This window comes from Streptomyces sp. VRA16 Mangrove soil (genome assembly GCF_017377775.1).
GTDB lineage: Bacteria > Actinomycetota > Actinomycetes > Streptomycetales > Streptomycetaceae > Streptomyces.
The window spans coordinates 1-16,655 of the sequence record NZ_JAFVLN010000003.1 but is presented as its reverse complement, the minus strand read 5'-3'; the positions used below and the strand labels follow the sequence as shown (position 1 = coordinate 16,655).

Here is a 16,655-nt window from a genome sequence, read left to right as displayed (position 1 = left end):
TGGCAGCGAATACGCCACCACGCGCGCGTGCCCCGCTGCCCGGCCGGAGGCCGGTGCGGACGGCGCCTACACGTCGTCCTCGTGCCAGCCCAAGCTCTTCTCCACGGCCTTGCGCCAGTTGTGGTACTCGCGGTCCCTGGTCTGTGAGTCCATCGCCGGCGTCCATTCGACGTCGCGTTGCCAGTGCGCCTTCAGCTCGTCCAGGTCGTTCCACACGCCCGTCGCGAGCCCGGCCGCGTACGCCGCGCCCAGACACGTCGTCTCGGAGACCCTGGGCCGGATCACGGGCACGCCGAGCACGTCCGCCTGGTGCTGCATCAGCAGATTGTTCTTCGTCATGCCGCCGTCGACCTTGAGGGTCGTGATGTGCACCCCGGAGTCCTGGTACATGGCGTCGACGACCTCACGGGTCTGCCAGCTCGTCGCCTCCAGGACGGCACGAGCGAGATGTGCCTTGGTGACGTACCTGGTCAGCCCGGTGATCACGCCACGTGCGTCGGAGCGCCAGTACGGCGCGAACAGGCCGGAGAACGCGGGCACGATGTAGGCGCCGCCGTTGTCCTCCACGCTCGCCGCCAGCGTCTCGATCTCGTCGGCGGTCTTGATGATGCCGAGCTGGTCGCGGAACCACTGCACGAGTGCACCGGTGATCGCGATCGACCCTTCGAGGCAGTACACGGGCGCCTCGGTACCGATCTTGTACCCCATGGTGGTGAGCAGCCCGCTCTTCGAGGGGACCGGCCGGTTACCGGTGTTGAGCAACAGGAAGCTGCCCGTCCCGTACGTGTTCTTCGCGGTACCGGTGTCGTAGCAGGCCTGCCCGAACACGGCCGCCTGCTGGTCGCCGAGCGCGGACGCGACGGGAACACCGGACAGCTGGCCGACCGCTGTTCCGTACACCTCGGCCGACGAACGGATCTCCGGAAGGACCGCCTCCGGGACGTTCATCGCCGACAGGATCGAGGAGTCCCACTGGAGGGTCTCCAGATTCATCAGCATGGTCCGCCCGGCGTTGGTCACGTCCGTGACGTGCACCCCGCCGTCGGTGCCGCCGGTGAGGTTCCAGATCAGCCACGAGTCGATCGTGCCGAACGCGATCTCCCCGCGCTCGGCACGCGCCCGCAGCCCGGGGACGTTGTCGAGCAGCCAGGCCGCCTTGGGCCCGGAGAAGTAGCTGGCGAGCGGCAGGCCGGTCTGCTCACGGAACCGGTCCTGGCCGTCGGAGCCGCCCAGCTGGTTGCAGAGGGCCGACGTCCGCGTGTCCTGCCACACGATCGCGTTGTGCACCGGCTTCCCGGTCGCGCGGTCCCACAGGACCGTCGTCTCGCGCTGATTGGTGATGCCGAGAGCGCTGAGCTGATCGGCGCGCAGCCCCGCCTTGGCGAGGGCACCGGCCACCACGGCCTGCACCTTGGACCAGATCTCGGTGGCGTCGTGCTCCACCCAGCCGGGCTTGGGGAAGATCTGACGGTGCTCGCGCTGGTCGACGGCGACGATCTCGCCGTCCTGGTTGAAGATGATGCAACGGCTCGACGTGGTGCCCTGATCGATTGCGGCGACGTACTTCACGGAAGTCTCGGGCATGGCTACCCCTTCGTGAGAAGACGGTCGTACGTGGGTCGATGTCGGAGCGCCGCGGAAGCGTGCCGAAACGCTTCCGCGGCCGCGTTTCAGAACGCTGCGTTGTAGATGACCCCCGCCAGCGCGCCGCCGATCAGCGGCCCGACGACCGGGACGAGGGCGTAACCCCAGTCGGACGTCCCCTTGTTGGGGATGGGCAGGAACTGGTGGACGATGCGCGGACCGAGGTCACGCGCCGGGTTGATCGCGTAGCCCGTCGGCCCGCCGAGCGACAGACCGATGCCGACGACCAGCAGCGCCACGATCAGGACCGTCGTACCGGACTCGCCCAGGCCCTTGGTGAGACCGAACGCCAGGATGGGCAGGACGAGTCCCATCGTCGCGATGATCTCGGTGATCAGGTTCGCGACCGGGTTCCGGATCTCCGGAATGGTCGAGAAGATGCCGAGCGTCGGCAGCGGACCGTCCTCGTCGGGGGCCTCCGCCGTGTCCTTGCCGGAGCTCACATTGGCGTTGAACTGCGCGAGATACACCAGGTACGCGAGGACGGCGCCGAGCATCGCGCCGACCATCTGGCCGCACAGATAGACCCAGACCTTGTCCCACTTGCCGGTGTCGACCGCGATGCCGATGGTGACGGCGGGGTTCAGGTGGCCGCCGGACAGGGGCGCCGCCGTGTACGCGCCGGCCAGGACGCCGAAGCCCCAGCCGAACGCGATGACGATCCACCCCGAGGCTCTGGCCTTGGAATGTTTGAGGGTGACGGCGGCGCAGACGCCCGCGCCGAACAGGATCAGAATGGCGGTGCCGATGACTTCACCGACGAAGATGTCTCCGTTGCTGTGCATAACGGCTCCTAGCCCCTCGCCCGGGACGATGCGCCCCGGTCCTCCGCGCAGGGGGCGTTTCCCCTGGCTGGTTCTGGCTACTTCAGCCGAAGGCAGGGGGGATCCCGTGCCCCGCCCGGCGTCCGTGACGAGCGTGCCCGCACAGCCGGAACCGCGTATGGGGGAGCGGCCCTGACCTGCCACGACAGGGCAGGAAGCACCTCAGGGGCAGGGAGCGACCCCGAGACGCCGGTGGGCCGTCATGCGGCGATGCCGACTGACACCCGGAAGTGTTCACCGGCCGTACTGGAGCGTCAAGGTCGCAGACGGCAACGGTTGACCGGCGGCAAACGCTCCTGCAAGTGCCGCCTCCCGTACGGCTGTTGCCGCCACTCCTACGAAGCGTGCGACGCGCCCTTCTGTGCCGGCACGGCGGATGCATCGCCCCTCACTGCCGCCCCACGCCGCACCTCGTACCCCTCCCGTCCCGCGAGGCCGCACACCCAACTCGCCCCCGAGAGCCCCTTGGCGGCCTGCTTGAGCGGCGCGAGCCGGGTGGCCGCCCCGCGGTGGTCCGTCACGCTCCCCGGCGGGCACACCAGCGTGGCGACCGACAGCGTCACCGGGCTCCCGCCCGCCGACCAGGGCACGTCGAGGACCGCGGCGACCAGCGGATCGAGCCGCTCCGGATCGGCCAGGACCAGAAAGTCGTCGCCTCCGATGTGCGCCACGCGCAAGGTCTCCGACTCCGTACGCGCCAGCGCCCGCCCCACCGCGCGGATCAACTCGTCCCCCGCGGCGAACCCCGCCCCGTCGTTGACCTGCTTGAACCCGTCGATGTCCAGCCAACTCAGCGCGAAGGCACGCCCGTGCGCCACCCACCGGTCCACCTCGGTGGTCACCGCGTCCGAACCGGGCAGCCGGGTCAGCGGATTGAGCCCGGCCGCCTCCTCCACCCGGCTCTCCGCGAGCGCCCGTACGAGGTCGGCGAGACGCACCACACCCACACACCGCCCGCCGTCGTCGACCACGGCGACGTCGTCCGCGGTACGGCTGTGCTCGCCGTCCGCGACGACATCGAGCACCTCCCATGCCGTCGCCGAGACGCCCACGGTGCGCGGCCGGTCGCCGAGGCGCGCCGCGGGCCGGTCCGCGTACAGCGCGTGCCCGTACCGGGCGGACAACGACAACAGGAACCGGTCCCGCTGCACCGAGCGCACCGGCACCCCGGCCGCGTCCACGAGCAGCACCCCGGACACCTCGGGCGCCCCGGTCAGCAGCTTGCGCACCTGCTCCGCGGAGGCGGACTCGGGCAGCAGCGCCGCGGGCCGTACGAACTCCCGTACCGACGGCCCGGCCGGCCTCGGCGCCTCGCACCCCGTCGGGAGTTGGGGCACGTACACCTCGGACGACGGCAGCCGGGCGGCCGGCGCGAACAGATCGCCCTGCGCGAGCTGAGCCCCCGCGTCCCGGGCCGCGGCGCACCCCAGCTCCGACTCCACGCCCTCGACCGCCAGGAGCGCCCCCGACTCCTCGCACAGCGTCCGCATCGCGCGCACCGACGCGGTGCGTGCCAGCAGGGACGCGTCCAGCTTCACCAGGTCAGGACCGAGATCGTCGAGCAGCCGCAGGGGCACGTCCCCGTCACCGACCCCGTCGGCACAGATGCGGAATCCCTCCTCGCGCAGCGCCGCCACACCCTCCAGGAGCGCTCGCTGGGGTACGTGTGTGAACGGCGGCCCCACATCGACGGTCACCTCCCACGGCAGCCGTCCCACCGCGCGCACCGCTTCGCGCAGCGCCGAGAGGTCGCCGAGGTCGGCGAGCGTGCCCGCGAACACGTTCACGTGCAGCGGCAGCAGCGTCTCCTTGCGCGCCGCGTCATGGATCGCCAACGCTGCGAGTCGTCCGTCGAGTTCGGGCTCGCGTCGGGCGCGGGCCAGCACGTCGCCGGTCTCCGGGCGGGCCAGTATCTCCACAGCTGCCACGGTCCCCGTGGTCAGATTGACCACGGGCTGGAAGGCGAAGCGGAGACTGTCCGTCCAGGAGCGCACGGCAGCATGATGGCGCCTCAGGAGTACCCCCAGGCTCAGTTCATACGCTGTTCACGCAGCATTCCCGAGTGATCACTCAGTGTACGAGCGGACCGCTCATCGCACGGCGACGACCGACGAACCGTGCCCGAACAGCCCCTGGTTGGCGGTGATCCCGACCCGTGCACCGGCCACCTGCCGCGCACCGGCCGTCCCCCGCAGTTGCCAGGTCAGCTCGCACACCTGCGCAATCGCCTGGGCCGGAACCGCCTCCCCGAACGACGCGAGACCACCACTGGCGTTCACGGGTATGCGGCCGCCGGGCGCGGTGGCACCCTCGCCCAGCAGCTTGGCCGCCGCGCCCTCGGCGCACAGCCCGAGGTCCTCGTACCACTGCAGTTCCAGGGCGGTGGACAGGTCGTAAACCTCGGCGAGCGACAGGTCCTCGGGGCCGACACCGGCCTCCTCGTAGGCGGCTCGGGCTATCGAGGACCGGAACGACGGGCCGTCCGGCTCGACTCCCGCCGCCGAGTCCGTGGCCATGTCCGGCAGATCGAGCACCGTGTTCGGGAACGTGGGCGTCACCGTCGAGACGGCCCGGATCCGCACGGGATCCGAGGCCCCGTGCCGCCGCGCGAACTCCATGCTGGACAGGACCAGCGCCGCGCCCCCGTCCGACGTGGCGCAGATGTCCAGGAGCCGCAGCGGGTCGGCGACCACGGCCGAGGCCGCGACCTCCTCGGCCGACACGGTCTTGCGGTAGCGGGCATTCGGATTAAGCGCTCCACAGGCCGCGTTCTTCACCTTGACCTGGGCGAAGTCCTCCAGCGTGTCCCCGTGCACGGCCATCCTCCGGCGCGCGTACAGGCCGAAGTACGTCGGATTGGTCGCTCCGAGCACGCGGAACCGCAGCCAGTCCGGATCGTCCGGTCGGTCGCCCCCGGCCGGACGGAAGAACCCCTTGGGCGCGGCATCGGCCCCGACCACGAGCACGACGTCCGCCAGGCCCGCGAGGATCTGTGCCCGAGCCGTGCCGATGGCCTGTGCTCCCGAGGCGCACGCCGCGTACACGCTCGCCACGCGGGCCCCTTGCCAGCCCAGCTTCTTCGCGAACGTCGCACCCGCCACATGGCCCGGATATCCGCCGCGCACCGTGTCGGCGCCGACCACGGACTGCACGTCGCGCCACTCGACCCCCGCGTCGGCGAGTGCCGTGCGTGCGGCCGCCGTCCCGTACTCGACGAAACTGCGGCCCCACTTGCCCCAGGGGTGCATGCCCGCGCCGAGCACCGCCACATCCGCCGTCATGCCGTCACCCCCGTCGGCCGCCAGTGCCATGTCGTCCAGGCCGTACCGCTGGCCTCGTCCCCGTCCTCGTCGAGGACCCCCGGTACCACCTCCACCTCCATGCCGACCTCGAGATCGGTAACGGACAGTCCTGGAACCCCCTGCCCGAGCACCACCAATCGCTCAGCGGCGAGCTCCACAGCGATCAACGTGTAGGGCTGCCAGGGAAGTTCCCGGTCCGAGACGTACGGTTCCGGCGGCCGGTACCGGGCGTCGGTGTACGACCAGATCCGCCCCCGCCGCGACAGGGGCACCTCGGCCAGATCGCCGCCCGAGCACCCGGGATTGCGGCAGGCTGTGTCCTCCCGCGGGAAGTACACGGACGCGCACGCCGAACAGCGCGTCCCCAGCAGGCGGAAGTCGTCCCCCTCACCGGCGAACCAGCCGGCCACGACAGGCGTACGCGTACGCGTCACGAACCCTCCCCGACACCAAATCTGACGGAACGTCAGAAGTGTGCCACGGGCAACCGCACGGCGTCAGGAGGTCCCGCAGAACCACATGCGCACCACATGCGTCCGTGTATGACGTGAGGGCGTGGGCGGCATCCACGGGGGTGGTGCCGCCCGCGCCCTCCACGCCGCCGGGCCGCCGGACTCAGTGCCCGGTCAGCGACCTCCGCGAGATCGGGAAGTCGAAGTAGGTGTCGGGGAACAGTTCGGGCTTGTACGTGTAGTGCCACCACTCCTCGGGCAGGTTGACGAACCCCTCGCCCGAGAGCGCGTCACGCAGCAGGTCCCGGTTGGCCCGCTGCACCCCTTGGATACGGGGATCGTCCGTGTGCGCCAACGTGTCGAAGCAGTCGAACCCCGTCCCCATGTCGACGGAGTTGTCGGGGAACCGGTCCTTCTGCGGGCCGTAGCACGCCTTGAGCGGCTCGCCGGGCACGTACGGGCGGGTCGGCAGGGCCGGCAGCTTCACGACCGTCAGGTCGACGGTGGAGCCGCGGCTGTGGCCGGACTTCTCGGCGATGTAACCGTCCGCGAACAGACGCGTCTTGTCGACCTGCGGATAGAACTCCGCCTTCATCTTCTGGTCGTCGAGATCCTTGGCCCACCTCACGAAGTGGTCGACGGCACGTTGCGGCCGGTAGCAGTCGTAGACCTTCAGCGAGTAGCCCCGCTTGAGGAGCCCCGTCTGTGCCTTGTGCAGCGCCTTTGCGGCGGGTCTCGTCAGGATGCACATCGGCTTCTTGTAGCCGTCGATCCGTTCGCCCACGAAGTCGTGGACGGTGTAATAGCGGATCTCCTGGATGATCGTGGGGTCGACGTCGCTGAGCGCCACGAACTCCTTGGGAGCCTTGGGGGCCGGGGTCGCCTGTGCGACGGAAGGGGCGGCGGCCACACCGAGCAGCGCGGCGGCCGTGAGGGCAGCGAGTTTCCGCAGAGCGGCGGCAGTTCGAGTCATGGGCCAGCGGTCTACCAGGAGCCGGGACCGAAAGGGAAGACCGGGATCCGGTGATCGGATACAGTCCGCGCCGTGTCCGCATCAACCCACGCCATGGTCAACCCCGTTCCGGATTCCCACTGTTCCAGTTGCGGAGCCGCCTACGGGACCGATGTGCACGGCTGGCCGCGCACCTGTCCGGCCTGTGCCTCCGTCGCCTATCGCAACCCGCTCCCCGTCGCGATCGCCCTTCAGCCCGTGTACGACACGACAGGCACCGCGCTCGTCGTGATCACACGCACCATCGCGCCCGCGCGCGGGGAGGTCGCTCTCCCCGGCGGATTCGTCGACGACCGGGAGGACTGGCGCCACGCTGTCGTCCGTGAGCTCAAGGAGGAGACGGGCATCGACGCGGCAGTCCGCGACGTACGCCTCGTGGACGCCATGAGTGCCCCGGACGGCCACCTCCTCCTCTTCGGTCTGCTCCCCGAACGCCCGGCCGCCCAGCTGCCCACGAGCGCCCCGACGGACGAGACGGACGGCTGGTCCCTCCTGCGGCGTCCGGCCGAACTCGCCTTCCCGCTGCACACGGTGGCGGCCCGCGCCTGGTTCGAAGGCCGCTACATGTAGCCCACACCACCACTCGACGCCGCGCGCACGGCCTCAGAGGCCCCGTACGCGCACCGGATAGGGCGGCTGCCCGCCACCCTCCCCTTCGGCCTCCACGACGACACGCTGCCCGCTCCTGTGCACGCGATACCGCTCGACCCGCGGATCCTCCCAGCCGTCCCCCAGGTCCGGGACGACGTAGCCGTGGCCCGTGCGCCCGGGAGCGGGCGCCCAGACGTCCAGGGCGATCCCGCCGCCCTCCAGCACCGGGATCACGGCGCCCGCACGCGCGAGGACAGGAATCCGTGACAGTGGGGCCTGCACCGTCACGCGCCCCGGCCCGTCGAACGCCTCACCGCTCGCCGTGTCGTACCACCGCCCCCGCGGCAGCACCACGGTCCGGCTCCTGACCCCCGGCTCCCACACGGGAGCCACCAACAAGGAATCTCCCAACAAGAAGGCGTCCTCACAGTCACGCAGCGCCCTGTCCTCGGGCGACCCCCACCACAAGGGACGCACGTAGGGAGCACCCGTACGGCGTGCGAAATGCGCCAGCGTCATGAAGTAGGGCAGCAGCCGACGACGCTCGTCCAACGCCTCGCGTGCGTGCTTGAGCCCCTCGTCACCGAAGGCCCAGGGTTCACCCCGACCGGCCCGCAGGGACGAGTGCGTGCGGAACAGCGGCATATAGGCGCCCAGTTGGAACCAGCGCAGGTAGAGCTCCGGCGCGGGCTCACCGTCGTGGCCGCCCACATCAGGTCCCGCATACGGCACCCCGCACAGGCCGAGTCCCAGGACGAGCGAGAACGAGGCCCGCAAGCCGTGCCAGTCGGTGGCGACGTCACCGGACCCGACGCCTCCGTAGCGCTGTATTCCCGCCCAGCCCGAACGCGAGCACAGGAAGGGCCGCTCCTGCGGCTGCAGTTCACGCAGCCCCTCGTACCCGGCCCTCGTCATGCACAGGCCGTACACGTTGTGCACTTCCCGATGGTCACCCCCACGACCGTCGAGGTCGTGCCGGGCGGACAGGGGCAGGGTGCGGTCCCCGAACGCGGCGAAGGAGACCGGCTCGTTCATGTCGTGCCAGAACCCCGAGAAACCCCGGTCGAGACGCTCCTCGTACAGCCCGCCCCACCACTTCCGCACCCGTTCAGCCGTGAAGTCCGGGTACACCGACTCTCCGGTTCGTACGACACCTCGCACCGCCTTGCCCGCCGTGTCCCGCACGAAGGCGTCGATCGTGCGCCCGCCCTCGTACACGGCCTCGCCACGCTCCACCGTCACCCCCGGATCCATGACGGACACGAGGCGCACCCCGCCGGCGCGTAGTTCCTCCGCCAGTCCGGGCAGCGAAGCGAGGAGCTCGCCACGATCTACCGGAACATGCCGCGATCTGTGGTGTCCGACGTCCAGGTGCACCGCATCCAGTGGCAATGCGCGCTCCTTGTAGTCGGCCACAAGGCGACGCACCTCCTCGGTGGTACCGGCACCCCACCGTGCGTGCTGATGCCCCAGCGCCCAGGACGGCGGAACCGCGGCCCCACCCGTCAGCTGCACCCACGCGTGCAGCACGCGCGCGGGCGTGCCCACGACGGCCCAACACCGCAATGGACCGCCGTCCATGCGCAGTTCGGACGCTCCGACGCTGTCATGCCCCGAACCGTCCCCCTCGCGTCCCTCACGCAGGACGACCGTGCCGTCCCACGTGGTGTCGTGGAAGACCAGATGCGTGCCGACGTCGGCGACGACCATCTGCACCGGCATCGTGACCGACAGGGGATCGTCGCCCGGACCGAAGGAACCGGCCGGGGCGGTGTTCCACAGCCGATACGTCCCGCCACGCAGCCGCGGCCCCGAAGAACGCCCGCCCAGCCCGAAGAACCGGGCGTCCGCGGCCACCTCCGACCGCTGCGCCCAGCGCGCCTCGCCCCCGCCCTCCGCCTCCCACCAGCGCGGCGGCAGTTCTCGGCGCAGCACCACACCGCCCGGCGTGCACAATTCGATCGCACCGAGACGCGACACGGTGACCGTCGCCCGCTCGGCGACCACTCGCCACCCGCCGTCCTTGTCGGGCTCCAGCGTCACGCGGGAGTCGGGCTCGGGGCACACCCCGGCCAAGGCGTACGAGGGCTCCGGATCGGCCCCGTCCCACCCCCAGAAGACAGCCCCGTTCACCGCGACCATGATCCGCAGCGACGAGCGGGTGAACCGCACCCGGCCCCCGCCGGGCTCGGGATCCACACCGACCACAGAGCCTGGGACGCGCGCACGCGCGGGGCCCTGCCGCGGCAACCCCGCCGAATCCGCCCGGCGCAGCCGCCACGAGGCGCGCACGGCCCGCAACCCCAGGGCGGCACCCACCTGAGAAGCCGCCTTCACCGAGCGCACGAGGTCACGACCGTTCATGCTGCTCACCCTGCCACTGACGGCCACGCACGTGTGCCGCGTTCAACTGCCGTTCATTCGCGGTGCCGGGACATCTTCACGCCACCGACCATGTGGCGAACACCCTGGTGCCGAAGTCGATCACATGGCATCGTCCCTGTCAGCCGCGTCACGCGCACACCCCAGCCCGTGCGCGCCGACGACGCCCACGCCGCGTACTTCCGGGAGCCGCCCCATGGACACAGCGAACCCCTCGCCGCTCTGGCAGCCCGATCGGGATCAGATCGCCGCCGCGCAGATCACCCGCTTCCAGGCCTGGGCGGCGGAGCACCACGGCGCGCCGGCGGACGGCGGCTACGAGGCGCTGCACCGTTGGTCGGTAAACGAACTCGAGACGTTCTGGAAGGGCGTCACCGACTGGTTCGACGTGCGCTTCACACACCCCTACGCGCGCGTGCTGGGCAATCGCTCCATGCCGGGAGCCGAGTGGTTCCCCGGGGCCACCCTCAACTACGCCGAACACGCCCTGCGGGCTGCGGACGACCCCACGCGCGCGGAGACCCCCGCCATCCTCCAGGTCGACGAGAGGCAGGAACCGCGCCCCATCACCTGGACGGAGCTGCGCCGCCAGGTCGGCTCCCTCGCGGCGGAGCTGCGCGCGCTCGGAGTCCGTCCGGGCGACCGCATCAGCGGATATCTGCCCAACATCTCCGAGGCGGTCGTCGCCCTCCTCGCCACGGCCGCCGTCGGCGCCGTCTGGACGTCCTGTGCCCCCGACTTCGGCGCCCGCAGCGTCCTCGACCGCTTCCAGCAGGTCGAACCGGTGGTCCTGTTCACCGTCGACGGATACCGCTACGGCGGCAAGGAGCACGACCGCCGCGACACCGTGGCCGAGCTCCGCTCCGAACTGCCCTCCCTGCGTGCGGTGGTCCACATTCCCCTGCTCGGAACCGAGGCCCCGGAAGGGGCCCTCGAATGGGCTGCCCTCACTTCGGGTGACGTGGCACCCGTCTACGAAGAAGTGCCCTTCGACCACCCGCTGTGGGTGCTGTACTCCTCAGGCACGACCGGCCTGCCCAAGGCCATCGTGCAGTCCCAGGGCGGCATCCTCGTCGAGCACCTCAAGCAACTCGGTCTGCACTGCGACCTCGGCCCCGACGACCGGTTCTTCTGGTACACGTCGACGGGCTGGATGATGTGGAACTTCCTCGTCTCCGGGCTCCTGACGGGCACCACGATCGTCCTCTACGACGGCAGTCCCGGTCACCCCGAGACCGGCGCCCAGTGGGCCGTCGCCGAAAAGACCGGGGCCACCCTCTTCGGCACGTCCGCGGCCTACGTGATGGCGTGCCGCAAGGCCGGCGTCCACCCGTCCCGCGACCACGACCTCTCCCGCGTCAAATGTGTGGCGACCACCGGCTCGCCACTGCCGCCCGACGGCTTCCGCTGGCTTCACGACGAGGTCCGCGACGACCTCTGGATCGCCTCCGTCAGCGGCGGCACCGACGTCTGCTCCTGCTTCGCCGGAGCCGTCGCCACTCTCCCCGTCCACATCGGGGAGCTCCAGGCCCCCAGCCTCGGCACGGACCTTCAGGCATGGGACCCGCAGGGCAATCCCCTCATCGACGAGGTGGGCGAACTCGTCGTCACCAACCCCATGCCGTCCATGCCGATCCGCTTCTGGAACGACCCCGACGGCAGTCGCTACCACGACAGCTACTTCGACACGTACCCCGGCGTCTGGCGCCACGGGGACTGGATCACCCTCACCTCGCGCGGCTCCGTCATCATCCACGGCCGCTCCGACTCCACTCTGAACCGTCAGGGCGTCCGCATGGGATCGGCCGACATCTACGAGGCCGTGGAGCGACTTCCCGAGATCCGCGAATCACTCGTGATCGGCCTCGAGCTGCCCGACGGCGGTTACTGGATGCCGCTCTTCGTGCACCTCGCCCCCGGCGTGGTCCTCGACGATGCCCTGCGCTCCCGCATCAAGCAGGTGATCCGCGAACAGCTCTCCCCGCGCCACGTCCCCGACGAGATCATCGAAGCCCCCGGCGTCCCGCACACTCTCACCGGCAAGCGCATCGAAGTACCGGTGAAGCGACTCCTGCAAGGAACCCCGCTGGAGAAGGCCGTGAACCCGGGCTCCATCGACAACCTCGAACTCCTCCGTTTCTACGAGGACATCGCCCGCAAGCGAGCCTGACCCAGGGGGCGGCTCCGGCCGCGATTCGTCTGATCACGGCCACTGTCAGTGGCCGTGATTACTCTGAGTGAGCAATGATCGAGCGCACTCAGGGGGAACACCATGGCGCACACACAGCAGGGCCGGACCACCAGCCAGCGGCACATCCTGCGCCGCGAGGTAGCGGGGACCATCGGCCTGTTGGCCGACGAGCAGGACTTCACGGCGATGCGGCGCTACCGCAGCTTCACGTTCGAGGACCACAAGACGTATCTGCGACAGGTCGAAGGGCTGCTCAAATCCGTGGCCTCAGCGGGCGGGCACACCACCGTGGCTCTCTTCGACCCGGTGGAGTACGCGGAGTTCTGCGCCGAATCCGGCCTCGAACCGGACACCGCGATCAGCCGCACCCGCTTCACGGCGGAGCTCGCCTCGATCGGACCGTGTCTCCCGTACGAGGGGCAACCACTGGCCGACCTCGTCCCCGACCTCGTCGAGGAGGCGGTCCGCCAGGCGACCTGGACCTACGCCTCATCCGTTCTGACCCGCATCGGGCCCTGCAGGGAATGCGGACAGGACATCGGCAGGATCGCGTTCGCACGCGCCTCCTACCTCTTCGCCCGCGTGCTCGACAGCATCGGTGAAGGCATCCATCATCTGGTGTGCAGCGCGTCCACCGGCCGCGATCCGCTCCAGGCGGTCCTGCACGTCGACACCGAAGCACCTGACACCGTCCGGCTCGACGAGACCGCAGCCATGGAACTGACAACCGTCCTCGCCCTGGCCATCGCCACCGACAGCGCATGCGCCATCGTCCTGCGGACGAACCGGGTGGGGGAGCGGAGCCGGGTCTACGGCTGGCAGGTGAAGGACGAAGGGCTCGTACCCCTCACTGCGTCACAGGTCTTCGATGCCTACTGCGTCGACGCGTACTCCGGTGAGCTGGTGGCACCCGAGCCCGATGTCGACTACTGCACGGCGCCGGACGCGAACACCGTCGATCCGGACGGACAGCACCTGCACTGACCTGACCGGAAAACGCACGAAGGGTGCCCCACCAGCGGTGGAGCACCCTTCGCAGAAGGACAGCCGGGCGATTACTCGCCAGACAGCACGGCCTGCGCCGCGGTCCGTGCCTCTTCGGCGGAGTCCGCGGCACGGGCGGCGGCGGCCGCCCGCTCGCACTGGGCCAGCGTGTACTTGCCGAGCGTGGCCCGCACGTACGGGATCGACGCGGCACCCATGGACAGGGAGGTGACACCCAGACCGGTCAGCACACAGGCCAGCAGCGGGTCGGACGCGGCCTCACCGCACACGCCGCAGCTCTTGCCCTCGGCCTTGGCGGCGTCGGCCGACATCGCGACCAGGTCGAGCAGAGCGGGCTGCCACGGGTCCTGGAGGCGCGACACGGCACCGACCTGACGGTCGGCCGCGAAGGTGTACTGCGCCAGGTCGTTCGTGCCGAGCGACAGGAACTCGACCTCCTGCAGCACGGAACGGGCGCGCAGCGCGGCGGACGGAATCTCCACCATCGCGCCGAACTTGGCCTGCAGCCCCGCCTCACGACAGGCGTCGGCGAACGCCTTGGCGTCGGCACGGTCGGCGACCATCGGGGCCATGACCTCGAGGTAGACCGGCAGGCCCTCGGACGCCTTGGCCAGCGCGGTCAGCTGCGTACGCAGCACCTCCGGGTGGTCGAGCAGCGACCGCAGACCCCGCACGCCCAGAGCCGGGTTGGGCTCGTCGCCCGGCGTCAGGAAGTCCAGCGGCTTGTCGGCACCGGCGTCCAGTACACGCACCACGACGCGCCCCTCGGGGAACGCCTCCAGAACCTGGCGGTACGCCTCGACCTGCTTCTCCTCGGACGGAGCCTTCTTGCTGTCGTCCAGGAAGAGGAACTCGGTGCGGAAGAGACCGACGCCCTCGGCCCCCGCCTCGACGGCCGCCGGCACGTCCGCCGGACCGCCGACGTTCGCGAGCAGGGGGACCTTGTGCCCGTCCGAGGTGGCACCCGGGCCGGTGGACGCGGCCAGCGCGGCCTTGCGCTCGGCGGCAGAGGCCTCGAGCGCGGCACGCTTCTCCGCACTCGGTTCCACGAAGATCTCACCCGTGCTGCCGTCGACAGCGACGACAGTGCCCTCGGCCAGCTCACCGGCGCCCGGCAGCGCGACGACAGCCGGCACTCCGAGAGCGCGCGCCAGGATGGCGCTGTGGCTGGTCGGACCGCCCTCTTCGGTGACGAAGCCGAGCACCAGCGCCGGGTCCAGCAGCGCGGTGTCCGCAGGCGCGAGGTCACGAGCGATGAGGACGTACGGCTCGTCGCTGTCGGGCACACCCGGCATCGGAACACCGAGCAGGCGCGCGACGATACGGTTCCGCACGTCGTCGAGGTCCGCCACACGACCGGCCATGTACTCGCCGGCACCGGCCAGCAGCTCGCGGTAGTGCGAGAAGGCGTCGTAGATGCCGCGCTCCGCCGTGCTGCCCACAGCGATGCGGCGGTCGACGTCGGCGATCAGCTCGGGGTCCTGAGCGATCATGGCCTGAGCTTCGAGGACCGCCTGGGCCTCCCCGCCGGCCAGATTGCCGCGCGCAATCAGGTCGGCCGCAACAGCTTCCACGGCCTGACGGGCGCGCCCCTGCTCGCGCTCCGCCTCCTCCGCCGGAATCTGCTTGGCCGGCGGCTCGAGCACCGCCGTCCCCATGTGCCGAACCTCGCCGATCGCCACACCGTGGCTCACGCCGACGCCTCGCAGCGTTGTCTCCATCTCACCCGTCTCCGATAGTGCGGCGGGGCGACCCCGCCGCGTTGGTTGTCCTGCGGTCCGTCAGTGACGGCGCGCTGTCACTTCCAGCCGAACAGTGCGTCGCCCGCCTTGAGCTCGCCGTCCTCGACCACGTTGGAGAGCGACTCGGCGGTGGCCTCGAGCGCCACGACCGGGCAGACCGGCGACTTGCCGGCAGCCTCGACCGCGGCCGGGTCCCACCGCACCACGGCCTGACCGCGCGTCACGGTGTCGCCCTTGTTGACGAGCAGCTCAAAGCCTTCGCCATTGAGCTGGACGGTGTCGATACCGAGGTGCGTCAGCACACCGTGCCCCTCCTCGTCCACCACGACGAAGGCGTGCGGGTGGAGGGAAACGACGATGCCGTTGACAGGAGCGACGGCCTCGGAAGGCTCGCGCACGGGGTCGATGGCGGTGCCGGGGCCGACCATCGCACCGGAGAACACCGGGTCAGGAACGGCAGAGAGCCCAATGGCGCGTCCTGCAAGCGGGGACGTCACATCGGTCATGGCAAGCCTCCCAGGGGTGGAGATTGATGGTCGTCGTCACTACCTGTCCTGGACGACGTACTGTTCAGAAGCGTAAGTCATAAAAAGTCCCGGTTCCGCATGAGAGGTACCGGTTGGCTGACGTAGGGGACCCCGCAAACGATTTGCACCGCGTGCGCGCCCCCATGTAGTGTCGTACTTCCGCCAGGGAGCACGAAGCGCCAACGAGCGCCCGCCTCCCGTGCGGTCTCTAACGAGTCGAACCCTACCTCTGGTCTAGACCTCTGCACTCGCAGGTGTGGTCAGAGGGGTGAGAAAAGACTGCTAGAGTTACGGCCGCCGGAAAGGAAACCGCGAAAGTGGATTCCCGGAAAGCGGAGCAAGACCCCGAGGAAATCGGCCGGTGAAACGGTCTGATAGAGTCGGAAACGCAAGAAAGAAAGACCGAAGGGAAGCGCCCGGAGGAAAGCCCGAGAGGGTGAGTACAAAGGAAGCGTCCGTTCCTTGAGAACTCAACAGCGTGCCAAAAATCAACGCCAGATATGTTGATACCCCGTCCCCGGCCATCAGGTCGAGGATGAGGTTCCTTTGAAAAAGTCCTTCTCCTTCACCAGGGGAAGGCGCACAGCGAGGACGCTGTGAACCGGGAGATTATTCCTCTTCTGGTTCCGCTCTCGTGGTGTTGCACCCGATTACGGGTACACATTCACGGAGAGTTTGATCCTGGCTCAGGACGAACGCTGGCGGCGTGCTTAACACATGCAAGTCGAACGATGAAGCCCTTCGGGGTGGATTAGTGGCGAACGGGTGAGTAACACGTGGGCAATCTGCCCTTCACTCTGGGACAAGCCCTGGAAACGGGGTCTAATACCGGATACCACTCCTTCTCGCATGGGAAGGGGTTGAAAGCTCCGGCGGTGAAGGATGAGCCCGCGGCCTATCAGCTTGTTGGTGAGGTAGTGGCTCACCAAGGCGACGACGGGTAGCCGGCCTGAGAGGGCGACCGGCCACACTGGGACTGAGAC

The 16,655-nt window shown here is 69.7% G+C and carries 12 protein-coding genes and 1 rRNA gene; 4 read left to right on the top strand and 9 right to left on the bottom strand.

Annotation, left to right across the window (positions count from 1 at the left end; genetic code table 11):
• Positions 1-66 precede the first annotated feature (66 nt).
• The 6 genes from glpK to J3486_RS09410 all read right to left on the bottom strand — a co-directional run bounded on the left by glpK (position 67) and on the right by J3486_RS09410 (position 7,195).
• Positions 67-1,584, bottom strand: a complete 1,518-nt coding sequence (gene glpK / locus J3486_RS09435; protein WP_207819752.1) for a glycerol kinase GlpK — start codon at positions 1,582-1,584, stop codon at positions 67-69.
• 86 nt (positions 1,585-1,670) lie between these two features.
• Positions 1,671-2,429 carry an MIP/aquaporin family protein gene (locus J3486_RS09430; RefSeq protein ID WP_207819751.1) on the bottom strand — a complete coding sequence of 253 codons (759 nt, stop codon included), beginning with the start codon at positions 2,427-2,429 and terminating at the stop codon, positions 1,671-1,673.
• A gap of 374 nt (positions 2,430-2,803) precedes the next feature.
• On the bottom strand, positions 2,804-4,462 hold the full coding sequence (locus tag J3486_RS09425; protein ID WP_207819750.1) for a GGDEF domain-containing protein: 1,659 nt from the start codon (positions 4,460-4,462) through the stop codon (positions 2,804-2,806).
• 96 nt (positions 4,463-4,558) lie between these two features.
• On the bottom strand, positions 4,559-5,749 hold the full coding sequence (locus J3486_RS09420) for a lipid-transfer protein (protein ID WP_207819749.1): 1,191 nt from the start codon (positions 5,747-5,749) through the stop codon (positions 4,559-4,561).
• A complete protein-coding gene (locus J3486_RS09415) occupies positions 5,746-6,204 on the bottom strand; it encodes a Zn-ribbon domain-containing OB-fold protein (protein WP_207819748.1) in 459 nt (152 codons plus the stop codon). The genes J3486_RS09420 and J3486_RS09415 overlap by 4 nt, the downstream gene beginning before the upstream one ends.
• A 181-nt stretch (positions 6,205-6,385) precedes the next feature.
• Positions 6,386-7,195 carry a M15 family metallopeptidase gene (locus tag J3486_RS09410; protein ID WP_207819747.1) on the bottom strand — a complete coding sequence of 270 codons (810 nt, stop codon included), beginning with the start codon at positions 7,193-7,195 and terminating at the stop codon, positions 6,386-6,388.
• 93 nt (positions 7,196-7,288) lie between these two features.
• Here J3486_RS09410 and J3486_RS09405 point away from each other — a divergent pair, with 93 nt between their 5' ends.
• A complete protein-coding gene (locus tag J3486_RS09405) occupies positions 7,289-7,804 on the top strand; it encodes an NUDIX domain-containing protein (RefSeq protein WP_207820259.1) in 516 nt (171 codons plus the stop codon).
• Between the two features lie 33 nt (positions 7,805-7,837).
• Here the strand turns inward: J3486_RS09405 and J3486_RS09400 are convergent, their stop codons facing one another.
• Entirely contained in the window at positions 7,838-10,189 is a 2,352-nt protein-coding gene (locus J3486_RS09400) for a glycoside hydrolase family 31 protein (RefSeq protein ID WP_207819746.1), read from the bottom strand.
• 214 nt (positions 10,190-10,403) lie between these two features.
• On the opposite strand from J3486_RS09400, the gene J3486_RS09395 reads away from it, so the two are divergent.
• Positions 10,404-12,377, top strand: a complete 1,974-nt coding sequence (locus J3486_RS09395) for an acetoacetate--CoA ligase (RefSeq protein ID WP_207819745.1) — start codon at positions 10,404-10,406, stop codon at positions 12,375-12,377.
• A gap of 102 nt (positions 12,378-12,479) precedes the next feature.
• Positions 12,480-13,382 (top strand): hypothetical protein, encoded by a 903-nt coding sequence (locus tag J3486_RS09390; RefSeq protein WP_207819744.1) that lies wholly within the window; start codon positions 12,480-12,482, stop codon positions 13,380-13,382.
• Positions 13,383-13,453: 71 nt separating this feature from the next.
• Here J3486_RS09390 and ptsP read toward each other — a convergent pair whose 3' ends face one another.
• Positions 13,454-15,124: a phosphoenolpyruvate--protein phosphotransferase gene (ptsP, locus tag J3486_RS09385; RefSeq protein WP_207819743.1), complete on the bottom strand. Its 1,671-nt coding sequence runs from the start codon at positions 15,122-15,124 to the stop codon at positions 13,454-13,456.
• 77 nt (positions 15,125-15,201) lie between these two features.
• Positions 15,202-15,651, bottom strand: a complete 450-nt coding sequence (locus J3486_RS09380; RefSeq protein ID WP_207819742.1) for a PTS glucose transporter subunit IIA — start codon at positions 15,649-15,651, stop codon at positions 15,202-15,204.
• 684 nt (positions 15,652-16,335) lie between these two features.
• Between J3486_RS09380 and J3486_RS09375 the strand changes: the two genes are divergently transcribed.
• Positions 16,336-16,655, top strand: a 16S ribosomal RNA gene (locus J3486_RS09375); the annotation flags it as partial.